Source organism: Arthrobacter sp. AK01 (assembly GCF_021109375.1).
In the GTDB taxonomy this organism is placed as follows: Bacteria; Actinomycetota; Actinomycetes; order Actinomycetales; family Micrococcaceae; genus Arthrobacter.
Genome location: NZ_JAJOHP010000011.1, coordinates 55,952 through 79,328 on the forward strand (window position 1 = coordinate 55,952; position 23,377 = coordinate 79,328).

The 23,377-nt window shown below is 65.2% G+C and carries 18 protein-coding genes; 9 read left to right on the forward strand and 9 right to left on the reverse strand.

Features of this window, described 5'->3' with window-relative positions; translation table 11 throughout:
- Positions 1 to 3 precede the first annotated feature (3 nt).
- The 6 genes from LN996_RS05690 to LN996_RS05715 all read left to right on the forward strand — a co-directional run bounded on the left by LN996_RS05690 (position 4) and on the right by LN996_RS05715 (position 10,215).
- Positions 4 to 708 carry a hypothetical protein gene (locus LN996_RS05690; RefSeq protein WP_231339473.1) on the forward strand — a complete coding sequence of 235 codons (705 nt, stop codon included), beginning with the start codon at positions 4 to 6 and terminating at the stop codon, positions 706 to 708.
- Positions 705 to 5,159, forward strand: coding sequence for an FtsK/SpoIIIE domain-containing protein (locus tag LN996_RS05695; protein WP_231339474.1), 4,455 nt, complete (start codon positions 705 to 707; stop codon positions 5,157 to 5,159). Before LN996_RS05690 ends, LN996_RS05695 begins: the two co-directional genes overlap by 4 nt.
- Positions 5,160 to 5,247: 88 nt before the next feature.
- A complete protein-coding gene (locus LN996_RS05700; RefSeq protein WP_231339475.1) occupies positions 5,248 to 5,844 on the forward strand; it encodes a hypothetical protein in 597 nt (198 codons plus the stop codon).
- A 42-nt stretch (positions 5,845 to 5,886) separates the two neighbouring features.
- On the forward strand, positions 5,887 to 8,175 hold the full coding sequence (ligA, locus tag LN996_RS05705) for an NAD-dependent DNA ligase LigA (RefSeq protein WP_231339476.1): 2,289 nt from the start codon (positions 5,887 to 5,889) through the stop codon (positions 8,173 to 8,175).
- Positions 8,172 to 8,996 carry an inositol monophosphatase family protein gene (locus tag LN996_RS05710; protein WP_231339477.1) on the forward strand — a complete coding sequence of 275 codons (825 nt, stop codon included), beginning with the start codon at positions 8,172 to 8,174 and terminating at the stop codon, positions 8,994 to 8,996. Before ligA ends, LN996_RS05710 begins: the two co-directional genes overlap by 4 nt.
- A 10-nt stretch (positions 8,997 to 9,006) precedes the next feature.
- The gene (locus LN996_RS05715; protein ID WP_231339478.1) at positions 9,007 to 10,215 is read left to right on the forward strand and encodes an AAA family ATPase; all 1,209 of its coding nucleotides are present in this window, start codon (positions 9,007 to 9,009) and stop codon (positions 10,213 to 10,215) included.
- A gap of 19 nt (positions 10,216 to 10,234) precedes the next feature.
- On the opposite strand, the gene LN996_RS05720 is transcribed toward LN996_RS05715, so the two are convergent.
- The 5 genes from LN996_RS05720 to LN996_RS05740 are packed head-to-tail and all read right to left on the reverse strand — an operon-like array spanning position 10,235 to position 15,392.
- Positions 10,235 to 11,269, reverse strand: a complete 1,035-nt coding sequence (locus tag LN996_RS05720; protein ID WP_231339479.1) for an aldo/keto reductase — start codon at positions 11,267 to 11,269, stop codon at positions 10,235 to 10,237.
- Positions 11,269 to 12,636: an LLM class flavin-dependent oxidoreductase gene (locus LN996_RS05725; RefSeq protein ID WP_231339480.1), complete on the reverse strand. Its 1,368-nt coding sequence runs from the start codon at positions 12,634 to 12,636 to the stop codon at positions 11,269 to 11,271. The genes LN996_RS05720 and LN996_RS05725 overlap by 1 nt, the downstream gene beginning before the upstream one ends.
- A gap of 31 nt (positions 12,637 to 12,667) precedes the next feature.
- Complete coding sequence (locus LN996_RS05730; protein WP_231339481.1) at positions 12,668 to 13,390, reverse strand: ABC transporter ATP-binding protein; 723 nt, start codon at positions 13,388 to 13,390, stop codon at positions 12,668 to 12,670.
- Complete coding sequence (locus LN996_RS05735) at positions 13,366 to 14,280, reverse strand: ABC transporter permease (RefSeq protein WP_231339482.1); 915 nt, start codon at positions 14,278 to 14,280, stop codon at positions 13,366 to 13,368. The genes LN996_RS05730 and LN996_RS05735 overlap by 25 nt, the downstream gene beginning before the upstream one ends.
- 2 nt (positions 14,281 to 14,282) lie before the next feature.
- Positions 14,283 to 15,392: an ABC transporter substrate-binding protein gene (locus LN996_RS05740; RefSeq protein ID WP_231339483.1), complete on the reverse strand. Its 1,110-nt coding sequence runs from the start codon at positions 15,390 to 15,392 to the stop codon at positions 14,283 to 14,285.
- A 469-nt stretch (positions 15,393 to 15,861) separates the two neighbouring features.
- On the opposite strand from LN996_RS05740, the gene LN996_RS05745 reads away from it, so the two are divergent.
- The gene (locus LN996_RS05745) at positions 15,862 to 16,374 is read left to right on the forward strand and encodes a GNAT family N-acetyltransferase (protein WP_231339484.1); all 513 of its coding nucleotides are present in this window, start codon (positions 15,862 to 15,864) and stop codon (positions 16,372 to 16,374) included.
- 57 nt (positions 16,375 to 16,431) lie between these two features.
- On the forward strand, positions 16,432 to 16,827 hold the full coding sequence (locus tag LN996_RS05750) for a RidA family protein (protein WP_231339485.1): 396 nt from the start codon (positions 16,432 to 16,434) through the stop codon (positions 16,825 to 16,827).
- Between the two features lie 73 nt (positions 16,828 to 16,900).
- Here the strand turns inward: LN996_RS05750 and LN996_RS05755 are convergent, their stop codons facing one another.
- Positions 16,901 to 18,349 (reverse strand): amino acid permease, encoded by a 1,449-nt coding sequence (locus LN996_RS05755; protein ID WP_231339486.1) that lies wholly within the window; start codon positions 18,347 to 18,349, stop codon positions 16,901 to 16,903.
- A gap of 117 nt (positions 18,350 to 18,466) precedes the next feature.
- Complete coding sequence (locus LN996_RS05760) at positions 18,467 to 19,999, reverse strand: aminotransferase class I/II-fold pyridoxal phosphate-dependent enzyme (RefSeq protein WP_231339487.1); 1,533 nt, start codon at positions 19,997 to 19,999, stop codon at positions 18,467 to 18,469.
- 74 nt (positions 20,000 to 20,073) lie between these two features.
- On the opposite strand from LN996_RS05760, the gene LN996_RS05765 reads away from it, so the two are divergent.
- Positions 20,074 to 20,979 (forward strand): LysR family transcriptional regulator, encoded by a 906-nt coding sequence (locus tag LN996_RS05765; RefSeq protein ID WP_231339498.1) that lies wholly within the window; start codon positions 20,074 to 20,076, stop codon positions 20,977 to 20,979.
- Between the two features lie 21 nt (positions 20,980 to 21,000).
- On the opposite strand, the gene LN996_RS05770 is transcribed toward LN996_RS05765, so the two are convergent.
- Both LN996_RS05770 and LN996_RS05775 read right to left on the reverse strand, forming a co-directional pair.
- A complete protein-coding gene (locus tag LN996_RS05770) occupies positions 21,001 to 21,660 on the reverse strand; it encodes a response regulator (protein WP_231339488.1) in 660 nt (219 codons plus the stop codon).
- On the reverse strand, positions 21,653 to 23,359 hold the full coding sequence (locus tag LN996_RS05775; protein WP_231339499.1) for a sensor histidine kinase: 1,707 nt from the start codon (positions 23,357 to 23,359) through the stop codon (positions 21,653 to 21,655). The genes LN996_RS05770 and LN996_RS05775 overlap by 8 nt, the downstream gene beginning before the upstream one ends.
- Between the last annotated feature and the right edge of the window lie 18 nt (positions 23,360 to 23,377).

A 23,377-nucleotide genomic window follows, 5' to 3' on the forward strand; every position in this document is an offset into this window, starting at 1 on the left:
ATCATGGGGGATCTAACAATAGATTTCTGTGGGGAATGGTACGAACCATCCGACGAGGACATCTTCGACATCGGCCGTGAAGGTGACCTGGAGGTGGACGACAACCCCTACCTGCACCGACGCTTCCTGCAGATTGCCCGCTACGACGGTATGTGGTGGCTCAGCAACGTGGGCAGCATGCTCTCTGCCACCATTGCGGACGGTTCCGGCGGGATGCAGGCCTGGCTTGCGCCCGGTGCGCGGATCCCGCTGGTGTTCAGCCATACCAACGTCATTTTCACCGCCGGCCCCACCACCTACGAGTTCGCTGTCCATTTGAAGACGCCCTCCTTCAGGCACGAGGCCCGTGACGAGGACCAAGCGGGGGACACCACCATCGGCCCCGTGGTGTTCACCGACTCGCAGAAGGCCCTCATCGTTGCCTTGGCTGAACCGATGCTGCGACGCGAAGGCACGGGCTTCAGCGCCATACCTTCCTCTGCGGAGGCTGCGAAGCGGCTCGGCTGGGCGTTGACCCGTTTCAACCGCAAGCTGGACAACGTGTGCGACAAACTGGACCGCGTCGGCGTCGTTGGGCTGCGAGGTGGTGCAGGGAAGCTCGCCACGAATCGCCGCGCACGCTTGGTGGAGCATGCCGTGACATCGCACCTGGTGACACCGGCCGACCTGCACCTCCTTGAAAAAATGACTGGAGTCGACGAAGGATGAAGTTTCGCCTGACCTTGCGGCGCGACCCTGCGGAAGCAAAGGACCTCGCCGTAACGGTGGATGGTCGTGCCACGGTTGCTGATATTGCCACGGAGCTTTGGGCTGCGGACCCCGTACGCAAGGGGACCGAGCCGCCGTCGAACCTGTCCATCAGCGTGGACGAAGCGTTTGTTGGCGGAGGCCTGTCCGGCCACGTCCTGAGGCCCACCGACAACCTGCTCGAGTCCGGGCTGCGGCCCGGTTCCAAGGTTTCGCTCGCGCAGGTGAGCGAGCAGTTCGCATCGAACGGACACGCGGCCGGCACCAACAGGGGACCGGCAGCGGCGACGTTGCGCGTGATGTCAGGGCCCGACGTCGGACGCGAATTTTCGCTGCCTTTCGGCACCAGCTACATCGGCCGGGACCGCGACGCCGACATCCGTCTCTCCGACCCACTGACCTCCAAGCGCCATGCGCGCGTCACTGTGGGCGAGACCGTGGAGATCGTGGATACGAACTCCGCCAACGGCCTCCTCATGGACGGGTTGCCCGTCACGAGGGCAACCCTGCAATCCTCGGACACCGTGACACTGGGCGACACCACCGTGGGAGTGGTTGCCTTGTCGCGGAACCACAGCGGCGGCCCGTCGTCGCCATTGGTGGACTTCAACCGGTCACCGCGTGTCCTGCCGAGGTTCGAGTCTCCCAAACGCGTGCCGCCGGCCGGTCCCAAGCGACCTGAGCACCAGCCGTTCCCGTACATCATGCTGGTGGCGCCGCTCCTGATGGGCGGCGTGCTCTTCGCCGTGACCCAAAACCTGCTCTCGGTCCTCTTTATGGCCATGATGCCGCTGTTCATCGTGGGCCATTATGTGGACCACAAGATGCAGAGCAAGCGCCAGGCAAAGGAAGGCCACAAGCAGTTCAAAGCGTCCATGCTGGCGTTCCGCGAGGACATCGACCGGCAGCAGAATATTGAGCGGGCCGTCAGGCTGCAGGAAGCACCTTCCGTGAGCGACACCGTCGACGCGATCTACAAGCTTGGTCCGCTCCTGTGGACCAACCGGCCTGAGCACCAGCACTTCCTGGGTGTCCGGTTCGGGCTGGGCTCCGCGCCGTCGCGGATTCCTTTTGACGAGCCTGGCGCCAACGAGACCGAACCCCAATACATGAGGGAAATCCAGGACTGCCTGCGGGAGGTCCGCGTCATCGGCGGCGTACCGATCGTCTCGCAGTTGCGGACCTCGGGTTCGTTCGGCGTGGCAGGGGACCGCAGCGTGGTGGACGACGTTGCCCGGGGCATGGTGCTCCAGTTGGTAGGCCTCCACTCGCCGGCCGAGGTTGTCCTGACATCTCTGACCTCTGCCCGTTCCCGTGAACGCTGGGACTGGCTGCAGTGGCTCCCGCACGTCGGTTCAGGCCACAGTCCGCTGTCCGGCGACCACCTCGCCGCAGGTCCCGGAGCCGGTGCCGCGTTGCTGTCCCGCCTCGAAAACCTGGTGGAAGAGCGCGAATCCATGGCGAAGGAGCCAGGCCCGCAGCCGCGGCCCGGACTCAAGGACGAGCACGAAGAAATCCCCGGCCCCGTGGTTCCGGCTGTCTTGGTGATCGTCGAGGACGATGCTCCCGTGGACCGCGGACGCCTCACGCGCTTGGTGGAACGCGGACCCGATTACGGCGTTCACGTTATGTGGGTTGCCGCCAACGTGCAGTCCCTCCCGGCGGCGTGCCGTGATTTCCTCTCCGTCGACGGCGACCACGGCACCACCACAGGCCAGGTCCGTCTGGGCCGCCACACCTACCCGGTGAGCTGCGAAAGCCTCGATGCGGAACTGGCCACGCAACTGGCCCGCATGATGTCGCCGCTGGTGGACGTCGGAAACCCGCTCGACGACGACTCCGACCTCCCGCGGGCCGTCTCCTATGCCACCTTGATCGGCAAGGAGCTCATGGACAATCCGCAGGCTGTGGCGGAGCGCTGGCAGGAGAACAACTCCGTCCACGCAACAGCGGTACCCAACCGCAAGGACAACGGCAGCCTCCGTGCCCTGGTGGGTTCCAAGGGCGTGGAGCCGTTCTACCTGGATCTCAAGAACGAGGGACCGCACGCGCTGGTGGGCGGAACCACCGGTGCCGGCAAATCCGAGTTCCTCCAGTCCTGGGTGATGGGCATGGCCGCGGCGTACAGCCCGGACCGGGTCAGCTTCCTGTTCGTGGACTACAAGGGCGGCGCGGCCTTCGCTGACTGCCTGCACCTGCCGCACACCGTGGGCTTGGTGACGGACTTGTCCCCGCACCTGGTCCGCCGGGCCCTGACCTCCCTGCGCGCGGAACTGCACTACCGTGAACGGCTCCTGAACCGTAAAAAGGCCAAGGACCTGCTGGCGCTCCAACGTGAAGCCGATCCTGAGGCGCCGCCCTACCTGATCATCATCGTGGACGAATTTGCGGCCTTGGCTACCGAGGTTCCCGAGTTCGTCGACGGCGTGGTGGACGTCGCTGCCCGTGGACGTTCATTGGGCCTGCACCTGATCCTGGCCACCCAGCGCCCTGCCGGTGTCATCAAGGACAACCTGCGTGCCAACACCAACCTCCGCGTCGCGCTCCGGATGGCCGATGAAGTGGACGCAACCGACATCCTGGGCGTGCCCACCGCGGCCTACTTTGACCCCTCCATCCCGGGCCGCGGCGCCGCGAAGACTGGACCAGGGCGCATCCAGGGCTTCCAAACCGGTTACGCCGGCGGCTGGACCACGGACAAGCCGCAGCGTCCCCGGATCGACATCGTGGAGATGGCTTTCGGCTCCGGTCCTACCTGGGAACCGCCGCTGGTGGCCCAAGTTGAGGAAGAGCCGGCGGGACCGAACGACATTGCCCGGATGACCGGAAACATCATCCGCGCAGCCGACGTCCTGTCCATCGAGCCTCCCCGGAAGCCGTGGCTCAACGAGCTCGCGACCACCTACGACTTCTCCAAGCTCCCCAACCCGCGGACGGACGAGCGGCTCCTGCTCGGTGTCGCCGACGATCCCGCGCACCAGGACCAGCCCACCGTGTTCTATGAACCGGACAAGGACGGCAACATGGCCGTTTACGGAACGGGTGGATCCGGAAAGTCGGCGGCGTTGCGCAGCATCGCCATCGCCGCGGCGGTCACGCCCCGCGGTGGTCCCGTGCACGTGTATGGCATCGACTGCGGGTCATCAGGCCTGAAGATGCTGGACGGCCTTCCGCACGTTGGCGAAATCATCAACGGCGACGACGTCGAACGCGTGGGCCGCCTGCTGCGCTGGCTCAAGGAAGTAGCCGACGACCGGGCAGCCCGGTTCGCGGAGGTACGGGCCTCCACGATTGTCGAATACCGTCAGCTGGCCAACCGGCCGGACGAGAAGCGCATCTTCATCCTGGTGGACGGCATGTCCTCCTTCCGCGAAGGGTACGAGTACAGCAAGCTGTCCGCGCTGTGGGACATCTTCCTGACCTTGGCCACTGACGGCCGTCCCCTGGGTATCCACCTGGTAGTGAGCGGTGACCGCACCAACTCCGTTCCGGCGTCGCTCCTTGCTTCCATCCAGAAGCGGTTGGTCCTGCGCCTCAGCTCCGAAGACGACTACATGACCCTCGACGTCCCCAAGGATGTCCTCAACGCCGCTTCGCCTCCCGGGCGTGGCTTGCTGGATGGTCTCGAAGTCCAGTTGGCCGTGCTGGGCGGCAACTCGAACCTGGCCCTGCAGGCACGCGAAGTGGCCAAGCTCAGCCAGGCGATGCTCAGGCAGGGACTCGAGCAGGCACCGCAGATCCAGCGCCTTCCGGAACTGGTGGACCTGGATATCCTGCCCGCCGGCGCTCCGGACAACCCCGTCATTGGTGTCGACGACGAGACGCTGGGTTCGGCGGCCATCGCCGCCAAGGGGTCGCTCCTCCTGGCCGGCCCTCCGGGTGCCGGACGCACGGTCGCGTTGGTTACCCTGGCTTACGCCTTGCGGCGCTCCAACCCACGGACGGACCTCATCTACATCGGCTCACGCCGCTCCGCTGTTGCTTCATTGAACATCTGGAGCCGCTCGCTCGTGGGGCCGGACGAGGTCTCGGACGTCGTGGACGACCTGATCGACAAGGCCTCGGACAACCCCGGCAGCATGGCCATCTTCATTGAGGGCCTGACGGAGTTCACGGACACGTTGGCGGAATCCGGTGTCGGGCGCCTGGTCACGGCGGCCATCAAGGCCGACCAGTGGGTGGTGGGCGAGTCCGAAACGTCCACGTGGTCCCAAGCCTGGTCCCTGGCCCAGCCGTTCAAATCCGGACGCCGTGGACTGCTGCTCAACCCCGGGGACGTGGAGGGCGACAGCCTCCTCAACACCTCCCTGGGCCGCATCAGCACCGACTTTATTCCGGGTCGCGGATACATCGTGGGACGTGGAAAGGTACGTAAGCTGCAAATCGCCATGCCGCCGGAAAACCGGAGCTAGGATTTGCCGCAGCGCAGGGGGATGTAGGAGGATTTCACGAAACACCCCCAAACCGGGACGCCCCAACGCCCCAACTGAGGTTACTTTCATGCGACACTCCGTTGTCCCTGCCGTTCTGTTGGCTGCCGGCTTGCTCCTGGCACCCGCTGCCGCCGCGCACGCTGCTCCCTGCGACGGGAAGTTTTCCTGCGCTCCCAGCGAAGGGGCCGACGACCCGTCGCCGACGCAGCCTGCGCTGGCCCCGGAAGCGGACAAGAAGCCGACGCCGAAGCCGGAACCAACCCGGGTGCGGGAAACTCAGAATGCGCCTGCACCGGCGCCAACGGTGGAGGCGCCACGCCCAGCGGTGACCCAGGCCCCGGTGAAGGTGGCACCCCAACCGGCCAGTCCGGCGTCGAGCCCGTCCGAAGCAGCCCAGACCCCCGAGGCCACCGTGGCGTCAGCGACGCCGTCGGCTGCTCCGAGCGCCAGTGCCACCTCCGCCAGCCCAAGTCCGTCGAAGTCCTCCAACTGGAACACCCCGGTGGACAAGGGCAAGGAAACACAGGCCGCCGTGTTGGCCGGCAATTCCATCGAGGGGCCCAACATGCTGGGCCTGTTCGGCATTCTGGGCGGCGTGCTGATTGTGGGCCTGGGAGGCCTGGCGTTCGCGCTGTGGAGCAAGAACCGGCTCTCGTCGCACTAGCGGCACCGCAATAATGTCGTTGGCTTGCGGCAAGATAGACGTGTGAGCACACCAGAAACTGCGAATCCGGTAGAAACCACAGGTGAAGAGGCGGCTGCCGCCGTCGTGGAAGCAGAGGGCACTCCGCCTTCGGAGTCGTTGCGCGATGAGTACGAGCAACTGGCCGACCTCGTCCGCAAGTACCGGTATGCCTATTACCAGGAAGACTCACCCACGGTATCCGATGCCGAATTTGATGAACTGTACCGGCGTCTGGAGGAGCTGGAAGCCCTTCACCCGGAACTTGTCTCGAATGACTCTCCCACGCAGGAAGTAGGCGGCGAAGTCTCCTCGGCGTTCGCTGCCGTGGAGCACTTGCAGCGGATGTACAGCCTGGATGACGTCTTTTCATTGGACGAGCTCGAAGCCTGGGTCCGGAAGGCAGAAGCATCTGTGGCGAAGCTCGGAGATTCCGTCCCGCCCATCGCTTGGCTGACGGAGTTGAAGATCGACGGCCTTGCCGTGAACCTGCTTTACCGGGACGGCAAACTGGTCCGCGCGGCCACCCGCGGCGATGGCACCACTGGCGAAGACATCACCCACAACGTCCTGACCATCAAAGAGATCCCCAGGGAACTCAGCGGGTCCGGATACCCGTCGGAGGTGGAGATCCGGGGTGAGGTGTTCATCCCCTCCAAGGCATTCGTTGCGTTCAACGAGACCCTCGTGGCCGCAGGCAAAGCCCCCCTCGCCAACCCCCGCAATGCAGCCGCCGGTTCCTTGCGCCAGAAGGACCCGGCAGAAACTGCCAAACGGCCGTTGAGCATGTACGTCCACGGCATCGGCGCCCGCGAAGGACTCGAGGCCAAGAGCCAGTCCGAAACCTACAAGCTCCTGGAAGCATGGGGCCTGCCGACCAGCCCGTACCTTAAGGTCCTGGACTCCTTTGAAAAGGTCCTTGAGTTCATCGGGCACTACGGCGAGCACCGGCACGACCTCGCGCATGAGATCGACGGCATCGTGGTCAAGATCGACGACTTCGCCACCCAGCGGGCCCTCGGCTACACCTCCCGGGTCCCCAGATGGGCTGCTGCGTACAAGTACCCGCCGGAAGAAGTCCACACCAAACTTCTGGACATCGCCGTCAACGTTGGCCGCACCGGCCGTGTGACTCCTTTCGGTTTGATGGAACCCGTGAAAGTGGCAGGCTCCACGGTGGGCATGGCTACGCTGCACAACCAGGACGTGGTCAAGGCCAAGGGCGTCATGATCGGGGACGTCGTGATCCTTCGTAAGGCCGGCGATGTCATCCCCGAAATCGTGGGCCCCGTGCTGGCCTTGCGCGACAAGCAGGTCCCACCGGTCCGGGAATTTGTGATGCCCACCGAATGCCCCTCCTGCGGCACCCCGCTGGCGCCGGCCAAGGAAGGCGATGTGGACATCCGCTGCCCCAACGCGAAGTCGTGCCCGTCTCAACTGCGTGAGCGTGTGTTCCACCTCGCGGGCCGTGGTGCTTTCGATATTGAAGCTTTGGGGTGGGAAGCAGCCATCGCACTCACTCAGCCCGCCGAGCCTGTGACGCCACCGCTGACCAGCGAGGCGGGACTCTTCAGCCTGACGCGCGAGGACCTCGCTGACGTGCTGATCCGCAGGGAGAAGCGTTCCAAGGGTGTGGGTACGGGCGAGTACGAACTTGTTCCGTACTTCTACACCAAGGGCACGGCCAAGTCCCCGTCCAAGCCAACGGCAACCACTGAGAAGCTGTTCGGGGAGTTGGAGAAAGCCAAGAAGCAGCCGCTTTGGCGTGTCCTGGTAGCGCTCTCCATCCGGCATGTGGGCCCAACTGCTTCGCGGGCATTGGCCACGGCTTTCGGGAGCATGGATGCCATCCGCAACGCCACGGAAGACCAGATGGCCCACGTAGATGGAGTTGGCCCTACCATTGCGGTCGCCCTGAAAGAGTGGTTCGCCGTGGACTGGCACAACGAGATCGTGGACAGCTGGGCTGCCGCCGGTGTGCGGATGGAGGACGAGCGGGACACCTCCATGCCCCGGACACTGGAAGGCCTCACCATCGTTGTCACCGGTACTTTGCCCACCTACAGCCGCGACGAAGCCAAGGAAGCCATCATCATCCGTGGCGGGAAGGCGTCAGGCTCTGTTTCCAAGAAGACCAGCTACCTGGTGGCCGGCGAAAGCGCAGGAACCAAGCTGGACAAGGCGGAGCAGCTCGGAGTTCCCGTGCTGGACGAGGACGGGTTCCGTGAACTCCTTGCCAATGGGCCCGCAAAGGCTGAGGCGGACACTGAAGCAGCACCCGAAGCGGACGCTGCCGAGGCGGTCTCCGAATGACGGACGTGACGGAGCTGTTGGCCGTAGCTCAACGTGCGGCCGCGGCGGGGGCTGCAGTGCTCGCGCAGAGGTCCGTCGGCGGCACCGGCGGCGATGGCCTGGAAACCAGCAATAAGGGCGAGGCCGGAGACTGGGTCACGGCCTTTGATGTCGCGGCGGAGAATGCGGTCCGCGACGCCATCCTTGCAGAGCGTCCCCACGACACCATTACGGGGGAGGAGCACGGCACCACGAGGCCCGAACAGCCTTCGGGTTACCGCTGGTCCATCGATCCCCTTGACGGGACCACCAATTTCATCCGCAACATCGTCTACTACGCCACCTCTGTTGCGGTAGCGGATTCCGACGGCGTCTGGTTGGCCGGCGTCGTTCACGCGCCTGCGCTGGGGCGCGTCTATTCGGCGGCCCGCGGTCAAGGAGCCTGGTTGGAAGCGGCCGGAGAGACCGCACGGCTGGCCGGACCGGTCCCGGGTCGCAAAGGACTCATCCTGGCCACGGGCTTCAGTTATGACCCCGCGACCCGGGCGAGCCAATCTGCCGGCTTGGCCGAGCTCATGGAAGGCTTTGCCGATGTTCGGCGCCTGGGGTCCGCTGCGCTGGATCTCTGCCTGGTGGCAGATGGAACCTTCGATGCCTACGGCGAACGCGGACTCAACGAGCACGACTTCTCCGCCGGTGCACTGATCGCTGAAGAGGCTGGTTGCTGGGTACGCCGGCCGCGCCTTGAGAGCCCCCTCGACGGCGGACCCACCGCCGAGGACCGCCTTGCATCGTGGATGTGTGCCGGCACCTTGGAACTGTCCGGCAAATTCCCGCTGTAATCATCAAACCGTGATCACAACGCTCGCCATCGCCAATTACCGGTCCGTCCGGGACCTCACCATGGAATTGCATGGCTTGGACGTCGTGACCGGGGCGAACGGGAGCGGCAAGTCCTCGCTCTACCGGGCCTTGAGGCTGCTGGCGGAGTGTGCCGGAGGCGATTCCGGCAATGTGGTGGGCTCATTGGCCCGGGACGGTGGTCTGGCTTCCACGCTTTGGGCTGGACCCGAGTCCATCAGCGAGGCCATGCGCCGTGGTGACGTCCCTGTCCAGGGAACGGTCCGGCGGGAGTCCGTCAACCTGAAACTAGGGTATTCCGGCGACGACTTCGGGTACTTGGTTGATCTTGGCATGCCTTCCTCCAGCGGTGCCGGCTTTGATCAGGAAACCGGCCGGCCCCGCCCCTCGGCGTTCAGCCTGGATCCTGAAATTAAGCGGGAACAGATATTCTCCGGTCCCGTGGCAAGGCCGGGTTCCCTGTTGGTGGACCGCAAAGGGGGCCTCGCTAAGTTGCGGGGTCCGGATGGCGAGTGGACGGAGTTGTCCCGGCGGCTGGACACCTTCCAGAGCATGCTGACGGAAGTCTCGGACCAGGACAGGGCGCCTGAAGTGCTGCGGGTCCGGGACTCGGTACGTTCATGGCGTTTCTACGACCACTTCCGAACAGATACGGAGGCTCCCGCGCGGCAAGCGCAGCTCGGAACACGCACACCCGTACTGCACCACAGCGGCAAGGACCTCGCGGCCGCTCTGCAGACGCTGCGGGAAGTGGGCTTCGAACGGCAGTTGGATGCCGCCGTCGATCATGCTTTTCCCGGGAGCCGGCTGGAGATCGCGGTCAACGACGGCCGCTTCAGTGTCGAGTTGCGGCAGCCTGGCATGCTGCGGCCCATGAAGGCTGCCGAGCTCTCGGATGGGACGCTGCGCTTCCTCCTGCTGACCGCAGCGTTGCTGACGCCGCGGCCCCCGGAGCTCATGGTCCTCAACGAGCCGGAGACCAGCCTCCACGTTGACCTGATGCCGGCACTGGCCGGACTGATTGTCCAGGCCAGTGCCAACAGCCAGATGATCGTGGTGACCCACTCGGAGGCCTTGCTCAAAGCACTCCGGGAGAGCGGAGCCGCGCATGAGCATGAGCTTTACAAGGAGGTGGGCGAGACCCGGATCAGGGGCCTCGGCTCACTGGAAGGTCCGCTGTGGAGCTGGCCCAAGCGCTGAAACACGCCCCGCTGGGACGCTACCGAGAGGAACGGCGACGCCGGGCCGGGTCAGTCAGCCACACCGGCTCGTACCCAGCGTCAGCCGTGTTCAGGGTGGTCCCCGGCGGTACGATCTCATCGATCCTGTCCAGGACATCGGGGGACAGGTTGAGCTTGTCCGCCCCGATGGCTGCCTCCAAGTGTGCCAGGGTACGCGGCCCGATGATCGCCGAGGTCACTGCCGGGTGTTCCAGCACGAAGGCCAGGGCGAGGTGGATCAGTGACAGCCCAGCTTGCTCGGCCAGGTCGGTCAACTCGAGGACGGCCTTCGTTTTGAGGGCGTTCTCAGGCAGGTTCGGATCGTGCCGGGCCGGCTGGCGTCCCGCGCGGCTCGACGGAAGATGACCGCCGTTGGGCTGGATCCTGCCGGATAACCAGCCTCCGGCGAGCGGGCTCCATGGGAGGACCCCAAGCCCGTGCTGCTGCGCCAACGGGAGCACTTCACGCTCCGCTCCGCGGGCCAGGATCGAGTATGGCGGCTGCTCTGTGACCGGCCGCTCGCGGTGGCGTTCCCGCGCCACGTACTGGGCTTCGACGATCTGGCCCGGCAAGAACGTTGACGTGCCGATATAGCGGATCTTGCCTTGGGTGACGAGGTCGCTGAGGGCACCGAGTGTCTCGTCGATGTCCGTATCAGGTTCGGGCCTGTGTACTTGGTAGAGGTCAATCCAGTCCGTTTGGAGGCGGCGCAGGCTGTCCTCGACTTCGCGGATGATCCAGCGGCGGGAATTGCCGGCCTGGTTCACGTCCTCGCCAAGGCGTCCATGGACTTTGGTGGCCAGGATGACCTGGTCCCGCCGTCCCTGCAGGGCCTTGCCCACAATTTCCTCGGACTCACCCTGCGAATACACATCGGCCGTGTCCACCAGGTTGATGCCGGCGTCCAGCGCCCGGTGGATGATGCGGATGCTGTCGTCGTGGTCCGGGTTGCCGATCGCTCCGAACATCATGGTTCCCAATGTCAGCTGGCTGACCTTGACCCCGGTCCGCCCAAGGTTCCGGTATTCGGTCATCAGAAGGCCGACCCGATGGACGTGAGCTGCTGCGCGGCGGATCCGGCGAAGCGGTTCTCGGGACGGGCGAGTCCGTAGTGTCCGCGGAGGGTGGACTCGGTGTATTCCGTGCGGAACAGGCCGCGCTGCTGGAGGATCGGCACCACCTGGTCCACGAAGATTTCCAGTCCCGAGGGGAGGACCGGCGGCATGATGTTGAATCCGTCAGCTGCGCCGGCAAAGAACCAGTCCTGGATGGCGTCGGCAACTTGCTCGGGCGTGCCGGAGAACGTGCGGTGGCCACGCCCGCCACCCAGGCGGCCGATCAGCTGCCGGACGGTGAGCTGCTCACGTCGCGCCAGTTCCACAATCAGGGTGTAACGGCTCTTGGCTCCTTCGATCTCATCCTCCGAGGGCAGGTCGGCGGGCAGTTGGCGGTCCAGCGGGAGGTCTTCGGGCTTCAAGCGCAGCGTCTTGGCCAGCTGTTCCCGGGCGTATTCAGGCTTGATCAATTCGTCGAGTTCGCGCTCAAGCTTGAGCGCTTCGGTTTCCGTGGAGCCGATCACCGGGACGATGCCCGGCAGGATCTTGATGCCTTCGGGGTCACGGCCCACTGCAGCGGTGCGCGCCTTAAGGTCTGTGTAGAAGGCCTGGGCGTCGGCCAATGTTTGGTGTGCGGTGAACACGGCTTCTGCGTACTGCGCGGCCAGTTTCTTGCCGTCTTCCGAGGACCCCGCCTGCACGATCAGTGGGTGGCCCTGCGGTGAACGCGGGACATTGAGCGGTCCGCGGACGCGGAAGTGCTTGCCCTCGTGCTCGATGGCGCGGATCTTGCTGTCATCGCCCCAGACACCCTCGGCTTTGTCGGCCAGCACGGCGTCGTCTTCCCAGCTGTCCCAGAGTTTCTGGGCCACCTCGATGAACTCTGCGGCCCGCTCGTAGCGGACAGCATGGGCCGGTTGGTCATCTACGCCGAAGTTGCGCGCGGCGTCCGGTCCCGCCGTCGTAACGACGTTCCAGCCTGCGCGGCCGCCGCTGACCCAGTCCACCGACGCGAAGCGGCGGGCCAGGTTGAAGGGGTCGTTGTAGGTGGTGGAGGCTGTGGCGATCAGCCCGATTTTCTGCGTGGCTGCGGCGATGGCAGTCAGCAGCACTGTGGGTTCCAGCTTGCCGGCGGGGCGGCGGCCCACTTCGCCGAACAGGACAGGGGAGTCCGCGAAGAAGATGGAGTCCAGCTTCCCGCGTTCGGCCGTGCGGGCCAGGTGCTGGTAGTGCTCCACCTTGGTGGAGGACAGGGGATCGCTTTCCGGAAGCCGCCATGAGGCTTCGTGGTGGCCGGTGCTCATGAGGAAGGCGTTGAGGTGGAGGTGGCGCTGGGGTTCAGACATGGGTTTCTCCTTGATTCGGATAAGGGGGGTTTCAGGCGGCAGCGTGGACGCCGAGGGCTTCGAGCAGTTCGCCCCTCAGCGATGAATGGTCGACGGCGGTTCCGGCGGTGCGCTCCAAGGCGACACGGCCGCCTTGGAGGACGATGACGCGATCGGCCAGTGTGATGGCCTCGTCGACGTCGTGGGTGACGAGGAGTACCGCCGGGCGATGGGCGGCCACGAGCTCCTTCAGGAGGGTGTGCATTTTCAGGCGGGTCAGGGCATCGAGGGCGCCGAAGGGTTCGTCGGCCAGGAGCAGCCGGGGCTCCCGTACCAGCGACCTCGCCAGGGCGACGCGTTGCTGCTCACCGCCGGACAGTTCGTGAGGCCACGCCTTTTCGCGGCCGGCGAGTCCCACCTCGGTGAGTGCGCGGCGACCGCGGGCATCGGCGTCGTGATCTTTGAGTCCCAGCGTGACGTTGCCCAGCACGGTGTCCCACGGCAGCAGGCGCGAATCCTGGAACACCACGGACACCTGCTCCGGGACTTTCACCACACCGCTGCCGCGGACGTCGCGGTCCAGTCCGGCGAGGGCGCGGAGCAGGGTGCTTTTGCCGCAGCCGCTCGGACCCAGGAGGGCGACGAACTCGCCCGGGGCAATATCGAGGTCGACGCCGTTGAGGACACCTTTGGGTCCGAAGCTGCGAATCAGGTTCCGGACGGAGACCTCGTAGGAGGGGCGCGCCGTAGTTAGCCCGCCAGTGTGCGTTGCCATGACAATGCCTTTCGTTCCAGGAGCCGGACGGCTGCATCGGAGAGCAGACCCAGGACGCCGTAGACGGCCAGGCCCAGGACGATGATGTTGGTTTGGCCATAGGTGCGGGCGAGCTCCATCATGTAGCCGATGCCGCTGGTGGAGTTGATCTGTTCGACCACCACGAGGGAGACCCAGGCACCGGTGACGGCGAATCGAAGTCCCAGGAAGAACCCTGGTAAAGCTCCCGGCAGGACAACGCGCCGGATGAACCCGGCCCGGCTCAGGCCCACGGTTTGTGCCAGTTCGACGTAGCGGAGGTCGATGCCGCGCAACCCGGCATGGGTTTGGAGGTAGATCGGGACAAACACACCCAGAGTGATGGTGAGGACCTTCATGGTTTCGTCGATGCCGAACCACAGGATCAGCAGGGGAATCAGGGCCAGTCCGGGAATGGCGCGCTTGATCTGCACCGGGCCGTCGATCAGGGATTCACCCACCCGGCTCAGGCCCGACAGGACGGCCAGGACGGCTCCCACTACGATGCCGAAGAACAGCCCCAAACCAGCGCGCTGGGCCGAGATGGCCAGGTTCTCCTGGAGCCGGCCATCTGCGATCAGTTCGCCGGCCGTTGAAACCACGGTCCACGGCTCGGACAGGATGCGTGGGTCCAACAAACCGGTCGCCGAGGCGACCACCCACAACAGGATCAGCGCGGCGGGACCCACCAGGCCTGCAAATCGCCGGCGCTTCCCAGGTCCCAGGCGACGGCTCGTGGGCCGGATGTCGGGGCGGCCGGTGAGGTTCGGGTCGAGGTGGGGTTCGACGGCGGCACCCGGGTGAGTGCCGGCGTCGCCTTTAAACGGGGGAGCGGTGACCGTCGTCGCTCGGAGGGCAGCAGTGGTGGTCATGGCTACGCCACCTTCGCTGCGGCAGCGTACGCCGTGCCGCCGATGGCCTCGAAGCGCTGGTCGTAGAGTTTGGCGGCGTCCAACTGAGGCTTCTTCTGTTCGCGGGCAAGCAGGTCGATGGTCTGCTGGTGCCGGGCAATCGCGTCGGTCCATGACGTGGGAAGGTCGCGCTCGCCGGCGGCATCGATCAGGTACTGGCCATCCTCGACGGAAAGCCCTTGGTTGTTGACGTAGTAGCCCTGGAGCCATTCCTTGGGGTGGTCTTGGATCCACCGTTGGGCCTGGCCCCAGATTTCGACGTATTCGGCAAGCGCCGCAGCCTTGGCGGGATCATCCAGCACCTTGGCCGGAGCGTAGAGGTGGCCGGGATCGTCCCGGAGGCCGTGCCGCAGCGTGGTTCCGCCGTCGGCGCCGTACTTGGCCAGGTAACGCTTGATCTGAACGCCTCCCAGCGGAGCGGCATCAACCTGCTTGCTGGACAGGGCAGTGGAGTAGGTGTCGCCGGTGCTGGGGAGTTCCACGAGCTTCACGTCGCTTTGCTGCAGGCCGGCCTTCTCGAGGATTCGCAGCACCAGGGCGCCCTGTGCCTGCCCTGGGCTGTACGCGATCTTCTTGCCGCGGAGCCCTTGGAGGTCCGTGATGCCCGCGTCGGGTGCCACACCCAGCTCGTACAACGGGTGGTTCACGGCGTCCTGGCGGTAGACGCTGGCGACGATGCGGACATCCAGCCCGGTCCACGTGGCGTGGATGGGAGGGATATCGGCCACGGAGCCCACATCCAGGGCGTTGGCCCGGAACGCTTCGGTGGTGGCGGGGCCGCCGGAGATGTTGGCAAATTTCACGGGGAAGCTGAGCTTCTTGTCCAAGCCGGAGAGCTCGAGGGCGACCTGCACGGAGGGATCGCCCACAACAAGCGTGGTGCCTTCCGGGACAGTCGTTGCCAGCGGGGCCGTCACTTGTGCGGCCTGCGTGGCCTCGCCGCCGGCGGTTGCTGCTCCGCCGCAGGCTGTCAGGAGCCCGAGGGCGGGAATTGCGAGGAGGGCGCCAAGAATGTGGCGGCGGTTCGGGGGTGTTGTGGGGAGTTTTTGGGCGCGGAGGGACGCGGGGGACATGTAAAGCCTTTCAGGTGCGGGAGGGTCGCTGCAGCCCGGAGCCAAGGGTATCGACGGGGCAGCGGTGCAGATCGCTAGTTCTGAAGGCGGGATGGACAGCAGGAGTGAGCCTGCGTTGCGTATGCATGGAAAACGGTGGTGGGCATCGGTTCCTCCTGTTCTCTGTCTACGAAAGTCGGCACGGTGTGCGGGCGTCAGTCATTGGCCGTGTGGCAACTCAAGCACGCCCGCCACGCCCTGCGCCAGCGTTTCGACATGTCCCCGCAACAGCACGAAACCGGGGTTCACCGCGAGCAACGGAACTCCATCCGACGCCATGGGAGGCAACACAAAAGCACCCCGTCGGTTGTCCATCTGATCAACAAGACGCCCTCAACCGGCGTCGTGGGTTCCGTTCACGACTGATAGTTCCATCACGGAAAGGGGCTTTTGGCGCTGTGCGCACGTGCGGCGCGACTACCATTGGTAGGTGCTTTCGCCGATTACCGTCCGTCCCGCCCTGCCCGAAGACTACGACGCCGTTGCCCGCATTACGCAGGAGTCCTACGTCACCGCGGGGTACTACGGCGACGCCGACCACCCATACCTGCAGAAGCTCCAGGACGTGGCCGGCCGCGCGGAGCACGCTGAGATCCTGGTGGCAGAGCGCAACGGCGAGGTCATCGGCTCCGTGACGGCAGCACCGGCAGGTGGCGGCTTCTCGGACATCGGCCTCGACGACGAGCTGGAACTCCGTACCCTGGTGGTGGATCCGGCAGTCCAGCGCTCCGGCGCGGGCCGTGCGTTGGTGCAGGCCGTCGTCGACCAAGCCAAGGCCATGGACGGCATCAAGGCTGTGTCCCTGACGACGGGCGCCACGTGGGAAAGCGCCAACGCCCTGTACGCACGTACGGGCTTTGACCGCGCGCCGCACCGTGACTGGTTTGTCCCGGGCACCGACATAAAGCTGTTCGTTTACCGGCTGGACCTCCCACAGTCATAAAGTTTCCTTCGTAAACGCCGGTCACCGGACCGCGCGAAGCGACAGGAAAGGCGCGGCATGCGCAAGACATTCGGCACGGGTTCGGTCTGGGAACAGACCCTTGGTTACTCCCGCGCAGTCCAGGTGGACAACACCCTCTTCATTTCAGCTACGGCAGCCAGCGGGGTCGTTGATGGTCAACCGGGGATTGTTGGCGACGACTTCTACTCGCAGACCAAGTACATCCTGGAGAAGCTGGGTGCCGTTCTGGAGGAGGCTGGCTTCTCCTACGAGGACGTGGTCCAGTCCAAGTTGTACCTGACGGACATCAGCAAGTGGGAAGACGCCGGCCGTGCGCACGGTGAGGTCTTCGGCGAGATCCGTCCGACCCTGGCACTGGTGCACGTCCTGCCGTTCCTCGACCCCGAAATGCTCGTGGAGATTGAGCTCGTGGCGCAGAAGTCCGCCGACTAAGTTCCGTCCGCCCAAGTGCACTGCGAAGTACAACTGAGGCCCTGACATCACGAGGCGATGTCAGGGCCTCAGCTCATCGCTCGTCGTCGAGCGGGTGAGGCACCACGGGCACTGGTGAAGTCAGGGGCAGCCCGGCGCGTTGGAGGCGGCGCTTTTTCAATTGCCACAGTACGGCCAGCAGCACGAACCACAGCGGTGTGGCCAGGAACGGCAGTCGGGTGTCCTCCCCGACGAACAGCGTTGCTGCGATGAAGACGAAAAAGACCAGAACCGTCCACGGTGCCACGCGTGCCAGGGGCATCCGGAAGCCGGAGGCTGCGTGGCGTTCCGGGAACCGCCGGCGGTAGAGGATGAAGCTCACAACGATCGAGCCCCAGGTAAACAGCACCAAGGTTGCGCAGACGGAGGAGACGAAGGTGAAGGCCGCCACCACGTTGTCCCCGGCGAACAGCAGGGGGATGGCCGCGAACAGGAAGACGCTGGTGAAGAAGACCGCCTTGGCGGGCACGCCCCGGCTGTTGGTCCATGCGAATCCCTTCGGGGCGTGGCCGTCCTTGGCCAGCCCGTAAAGCATGCGCGTGCCGGAGTAGAGTCCGGAATTGGCGCTGGAGGCCGCGGATGTGAGCACCACAAGGTTGATGGCGAGGGCGGCGATCCCCAGGCCAGCGTAGGCGAGAGTGGTCACAAAAGGGCTCTTGCCCGGTTCGATCTGGTCCCACGGGGTGATGGTCATGATGATGGTCAGTGCACCGACGTAGAAGACCAGGATCCGTGCCACGATTGAATTGATCGCCCGCGGCAGGTTCTTCCTGGGCGACTCGGTCTCCGCCGCGGCTGTGCCCACCAGCTCGACGCCGATGAAGGAGAAGATTCCCATCTGGAAGCCCAGGATGAAACCGCTGAGGCCGAAGGGAAACATGCCGCCGTGCTCCCAAAGGTGGGAGAGGGACGCGTGGGTGCCGGTATCAGGATTCTGGAAGCCGGTGAACAGCAGCACCACCCCCGTGGCGATGAGCCCGACGATCGCCACGATCTTCACCACGGCGAACCAGAATTCAGTCTCGCCGAAGAACTTCACGGGCTGGAAGTTGAGCACGATCAGCACAAGGGAGGCGATGAGCGCAGGAACCCATGTGGGGATGCCGGGGTCCAGATAGGCCACGTATCTGGTGATGGCCACAATGTCCGCCACGCACGCCACCACCCAGGAGAACCAGTACGTCCAGGAGACAAAGAACCCGGCCCACGGCCCGATCAGGTCCTTGGCGATATCTCCGAAGGTCTTGTAATGCAGGTTCGAAAGCAGCAGCTCGCCAAGGGCACGCATGACGAAGAAGATCATGAAGCCGATCACGAGGTAGACGAAGATGACCGCCGGCCCGGTGACGCTGATCATTTTCCCTGAGCCCATGAACAAGCCGGTGCCGATGGCGCCGCCGATGGCCATGAGCTGAAGGTGCCGGTTCTTCAGGCCACGTTCGAGTTCGTCGCGGGGGGCGTGGGCGATGGTTGATGCGGACATAGTGTCCTCCTGTGGTGGGGATTTCCTTGTTTCCGGGCAGGCCGGATCACGGCACGCAGGTGCGCGCCGTGAGGAGCGGGATTCAGCTGTGGTGTGCTTCGAAGGAGTGCCGGGGCTTTAGCGGGCGACGACCCGGAAGTAATCCAGCGCTGGATCGTGCGCCCCGCGGACGTAGCCGGACGGGGCTGCCGCGGTGCCACGCAGGAAGGCGATCGACCCCGAACCCAGCACTTCACCAGGTAGCACGTTCGGGATACCCGGCGGGTAGGCGGCTAGTGAATCCACGGAGATGCGGCCTTCGGCCTCCTGCCAGGGGACGGTCTCCACTGCGCTGAAGAAGGCCGCCTGAAGGCCCATTCGGCGTTCGCCAGCGGGAGGAAGCGCACGCATCCGCTCCGGCTCGCTTTCCGCCTGGGGCAGTGAGTGCAGCGCCGTCAGGATGCGTCCAACGTCGGCCGGTGCCGTGGCGCCCACCAGCAGCAGGAGCGCGGCGGGCGTGGCAAGCTCGCAGTAAATGCGGTGGTCCCGGATCAGCCGGTACTGCGCATCGGTCCCGGTGATCCCGGCACCGCGGGTATCGATCACGATCTTCAAGGGGTCGTAGGCCACGGCGTCGGGGCTGGCCAGGATGTCCGGGGTGGCGTCCCGGAAACGGGTGCTGGCGCGCACCGCCGCGCGGATGGCTTCGGCGGATTCCACGGCTTTGCCGATCATTTCCGGGCCGCCCATGACCAGATGGCGACGGGCTTCGTCCAACGACGCCAGCAGCAGCGCGCTGCAGCTGGTGGATTGGAAGGAGCGCACCACACGGTCTACCAAGGATTCCAGTTTACGGGCATAGGGACCGTGCCCCAAGTGCAGCATGGCGGACTGGGTCAGGGAGCCGGCGCCCTTGTGGGTACTGGAAATGACCAGGTCTGCGCCGGCACGGACGGCATTGACGGGCAGGGCAGGATGCAAGCCAAAGTGCGACCCCCAGGCCTCATCGACGATCAACGGAACCTCATACCGGTGCGCCACAGCGCTGATCCCGGTGATGTCTGCCACCGCGCCGAAGTAACTGGGGCTGACCACGTACACGGCTGCGCTGCCCGGATGGGCCCTCAGGGCTTCCTCAACCTGTTCAGCGGTGACTCCGTGCGCGGAGCCGAGTCCGGCGTCAACAGCCCCCTGCACGAAATGCGGCTCCAGGTCCACATGGGTGATGCCGTCGATCACGCTTGAGTGGACACTGCGCTGCACGACGAACTCCTTGCCGAGGGCACGGACTACAGTTGTGGCGATGTGGTTTCCGCCGGAAGCGCCGTTGGTGAGGAACCAGGTCCTGGACGCTCCCCAGGCTTCGGCGGCAAGGGCCTGGGCCTGCACGAGGGGAGTCTCCCGTCCGGAGGACACGAGCCGCCAGTCATGCTGATCGATGCCGCTGAACAGCATCGGGAAGTCCAGTGCCAAGGCCTCCGGGCCCACCAGGGCTGCGACCCCGGGGGCGTTGTGGACGTGCCCTTGGTGGGCTGGGACGTGCAGGCGCTGCCAGGCGTGGCTGGCCAGGGAACGCAGTGCATCGGCGTACGGGGTGGTGGACTGCAGCGCGGAAATGGATTCGGATGCGACGGCGGCGTCTTGGGCGTCGGAAGGGGAAATCAAGGGCATGACCAGAACGTTAGTCAGTTCACATCATCTAGGGAATATCATGTTTTCTTACGGTTCAACATAGTGAGTATGTGATGATCAATCTCCAGCAACTCAGCGTCCTGCTAGCCATCCGGGAGCATGGAAGCCTCACCAAGGCCGCCGAAGCCATGCGCTACGGGGTTCCCACGGTCACCCACCACCTCAATACCCTGGAGCGCCACCTCGATGTGCGCCTTGTGGAACGCGACCGGCGCGGCGCCACCCTGACGCCCCTTGGGACGGCATTCGCGGATGAGGCTGCGCAGATCCTGGAAAAGGTCGGCCAAGCCGAGCGGCTCGTGGCAGAACAGCGCGAGGCCGGCCTGGTCACCCTGCGCGTGGGCACCTTCGCCTCCATCGGATCCAGGCTGCTGCCCTCGGCTATCGCGGAACTGCAGGAACGCTTGCGGGTACGTGTTGAGGTCATTGAGGCCGAGCCCACGGAGGTGGTGCGGATGCTCCTTGCCGGGGACGTCCACGCCGGGCTCATCTACGAAGCTGCGGACGATCCCGCCTTCGGCTCCGCGGATCTCGCTGTGATGCCGTTGCTGCTGGAGCCCTACAGGGTGATGCTGTCGCGGAACAGCGGATTGGCTGCCCAGGAGGTGCTGGACTTCGCGCAACTGGAAGGCGAAGCCTGGATCCACAGCAGGAACGACAATGAGGCCTCGGACCGGGTCTTGAAAAGAGCGTGCAGCCTGGTGGGCCACCGGCCGCGGGAGCTCATGCGCACGGACGACCTCAACATGATCCATGGGCTCGTGGCGCAGGGGCTGGGGCTTGCGCTGAGCACCGAGACCGCTGTTGATACACGATTCGATGTGACGTTGCGCCCCACCGTCCAGGACCTCGGCAAACGGCGGGTCTCGTTCATTACCCTGAACCGGGGGGTGCCCCGGGCGGTCACCTTGCTCGAAAAGCTCCTCCGGGAACGGACGTCCGGAACCGTCTCAGCCTAAGGCACCTGCTACTTACTTGGGCTAGCCCGGGACACCGTAGCGGTGTTCAGGGCGGCCCGTGCTTCCGTAGCGGAGTTGGATTTCGACGGCGCCATCGTCCGCGAGCGAGGACAGGTACCTTTGCGCTGTGGCGCGGGAAACGCCCACCCTCTCCGCGACCTCGGCTGCGGAGTATTGCTCGCCGGCAACCAACGATTCCAGGACGGCCGCTTCCGTGGCGGACCGGGGTTTGGCGGCCGGCGTGACGTCACCGGGAATCAGGGAGCGCTTGGCACGTTCAATGGTTGTCTGATCGACGGCGGTCTGCTGGCCGAGGATCCGGCGATACCGCGCGTAGGACCTGAGCTGTTGGGAAAGGGACTCCGCGGTGAAGGGCTTGAGCATGTACCCCAGGGCGCCGCGGCGCAGTGCGACCTTGATGGACTGCGCGTCAGAGGCAGCAGTGAGCATCACGGCATCGACGTCCAGCTGGCCCAGCAGGTCCAAGCCTGAGCCGTCCGGTAAGTACACGTCCAGCAACACCAGGTCCGGGCGCAGGCTATGGATCGCCTGAAGGGCTTGGGATACCGAGCCTGCCGGGGCAAGGGCCATGAAACCGGCTACCGAATCCACATAGGCGGCGTGGAGCCTTGCGACGTGAAAGTCGTCATCCACGATCAACACCCTCAGATCATCAGCCACTGCTGTCCTCCCTCACCGTTGAGCCCGCACCGGCGTCTGCGGAATCCATGACGCCGGGGATGGTTGCCATGAAAACGGCGCCCGGACCGCCAGCGGTGCCCGATTCCAGTACGCGCACATCTCCGCCGCGCCGCCGCGCAAGCTGCCGCACCAAAGCCAGCCCCAAACCTTGTCCAGCCCCCGAGCGTACCGGTTGTTCCGACGTCGTGAATCCCTCGGCGAAGACTTCCTCAGGTTCCAGGCTCCCCAAACCGTCGCCCGAGTCACCCACCACGAGGTGCAGGGTGCCGCCGTCCTGGGTGGCGTCGTGGTCAGGGAAGTCGTCCAGCAGCTCAACTTCCACCCACCGTTCCGTGGCGGAACCGGCGACGGCGGCACTCACCGCGTTGTCGATCAGGTTGCCGAGCACGGTGGTCACGTCCTGGGGATCGGCAACGTGTCCACGGACCAGTGTCTCTGGCCCGATGCGCAGGGTCACGCCGCGCTCTGAAGCCTCCACCCCTTTGGCGCCAATAAAGGCCTGCAAATACGTGTCCTGGAGGAGTTCGGCCTGCTCCACGGGGAACTTCAATGGTCCCGTGGCGGAGGTCCGGGCCAGGTACTCCTTGGCGGAATCGTACTGTCCGATGCTCATGAAACCGGCGATGGTGTGGAGTTGGTTGGCGAACTCGTGGCGCTGCGCACGCAGGGCGGTGGACATGGTTCCCACGGCATCCAGTTGGCGGGTGAGCTGCTGCAGTTCCGTTCGGTCGCGCAGCATGACAACCCAGCCGAGGTCTTCCTTCCGGTGCCAGGCCTTGCGCGCGCTGGCCACCAGTACGCGTCCGCCTGCAACGATCTCCACGGCCTCAGCATCGCGGGCTGCCGGTTGGGTGAGCTGCCTCAGCTGTTCGGGTACGGCAGCGCTTGCCCAGTCCTGTCCGGTGGCATCGGGCATATCCAGGAGCCTGGCGGCAGCTGCGTTGAACACTGAGATGCGGCCATCCGCGGCGATGCCGATCACGCCGTCGTCCACGCCTTGGAGAACTGCTACTTGGTCGTGGACCAGCGTGCTGATTTCCTCGGGCTCCAAACCCAGGGTGAGGCGTTGCAGGCGGTGGCGGAGCAGGAACGATGCCAGCACGCCCGCCAGGAGGGCGCCGCCGGCGGTCAGGGCAATGGGCACGATGTCGCGGGCCAGGCTGTTGCTGAGGGACTCCACGGAATAGCCGACGCTGACTTCGCCAACAATCACTCCTGAACCCCCTGGACCGTAGACCGGAACTTTCGCACCGGCAGAAGGCCCCAGCGTGCCCGTGTTGCGCGTCGTGATTTCTTCGCCGCCCAGGGCGACGGACGGGTCGGTACTGACCCGTTCACCAAGCCGCGCCGTTTCGGGGTGGGCCAGCCGCAGGCCGGTTTCGTCCGTGATGACCACGAACAAGGCACCAGTACGGACCCGGACGGCTTCGGCTGCAGCCTGCAGGGGACCGGCGGCGAGGACCTCCCGGGGAGGCGTTCCCTGTTCCTTGCTGATCTCTTGGACGCCGGCCCGGATATCCGGATCCGCGGCAACCGTCCTGGCGAGGGTGAGTGCTTGGTTCTCGGCTTCCGTGCCGATCCGTTCGTAGACCAGCCAGCCGTGGACAGCACCGCTGAGCAGAACCACCAGCAAGACAACTCCCAATTGGAGGAGAAGTGTTTGGGTGGAGAAACGCATACTGACCCTGCTGAATCG

Coding starts and splice junctions, on each gene's coding strand:
- LN996_RS05710 (WP_231339477.1), top strand. CDS start 8,172: ATGACGGACGTGACGGAGCTGTTGGCCGTAGCTCAACGTGCGGCCGCG.
- LN996_RS05695 (WP_231339474.1), top strand. CDS start 705: ATGAAGTTTCGCCTGACCTTGCGGCGCGACCCTGCGGAAGCAAAGGAC.
- LN996_RS05765 (WP_231339498.1), top strand. CDS start 20,074: ATGATCAATCTCCAGCAACTCAGCGTCCTGCTAGCCATCCGGGAGCAT.
- LN996_RS05740 (WP_231339483.1), bottom strand. CDS start 15,392: ATGTCCCCCGCGTCCCTCCGCGCCCAAAAACTCCCCACAACACCCCCG.
- LN996_RS05775 (WP_231339499.1), bottom strand. CDS start 23,359: ATGCGTTTCTCCACCCAAACACTTCTCCTCCAATTGGGAGTTGTCTTG.
- LN996_RS05720 (WP_231339479.1), bottom strand. CDS start 11,269: ATGACCGAATACCGGAACCTTGGGCGGACCGGGGTCAAGGTCAGCCAG.
- LN996_RS05725 (WP_231339480.1), bottom strand. CDS start 12,636: ATGTCTGAACCCCAGCGCCACCTCCACCTCAACGCCTTCCTCATGAGC.
- LN996_RS05760 (WP_231339487.1), bottom strand. CDS start 19,999: ATGCCCTTGATTTCCCCTTCCGACGCCCAAGACGCCGCCGTCGCATCC.
- LN996_RS05700 (WP_231339475.1), top strand. CDS start 5,248: ATGCGACACTCCGTTGTCCCTGCCGTTCTGTTGGCTGCCGGCTTGCTC.
- LN996_RS05750 (WP_231339485.1), top strand. CDS start 16,432: ATGCGCAAGACATTCGGCACGGGTTCGGTCTGGGAACAGACCCTTGGT.
- LN996_RS05690 (WP_231339473.1), top strand. CDS start 4: ATGGGGGATCTAACAATAGATTTCTGTGGGGAATGGTACGAACCATCC.
- LN996_RS05735 (WP_231339482.1), bottom strand. CDS start 14,280: ATGACCACCACTGCTGCCCTCCGAGCGACGACGGTCACCGCTCCCCCG.
- LN996_RS05730 (WP_231339481.1), bottom strand. CDS start 13,390: ATGGCAACGCACACTGGCGGGCTAACTACGGCGCGCCCCTCCTACGAG.
- LN996_RS05755 (WP_231339486.1), bottom strand. CDS start 18,349: ATGTCCGCATCAACCATCGCCCACGCCCCCCGCGACGAACTCGAACGT.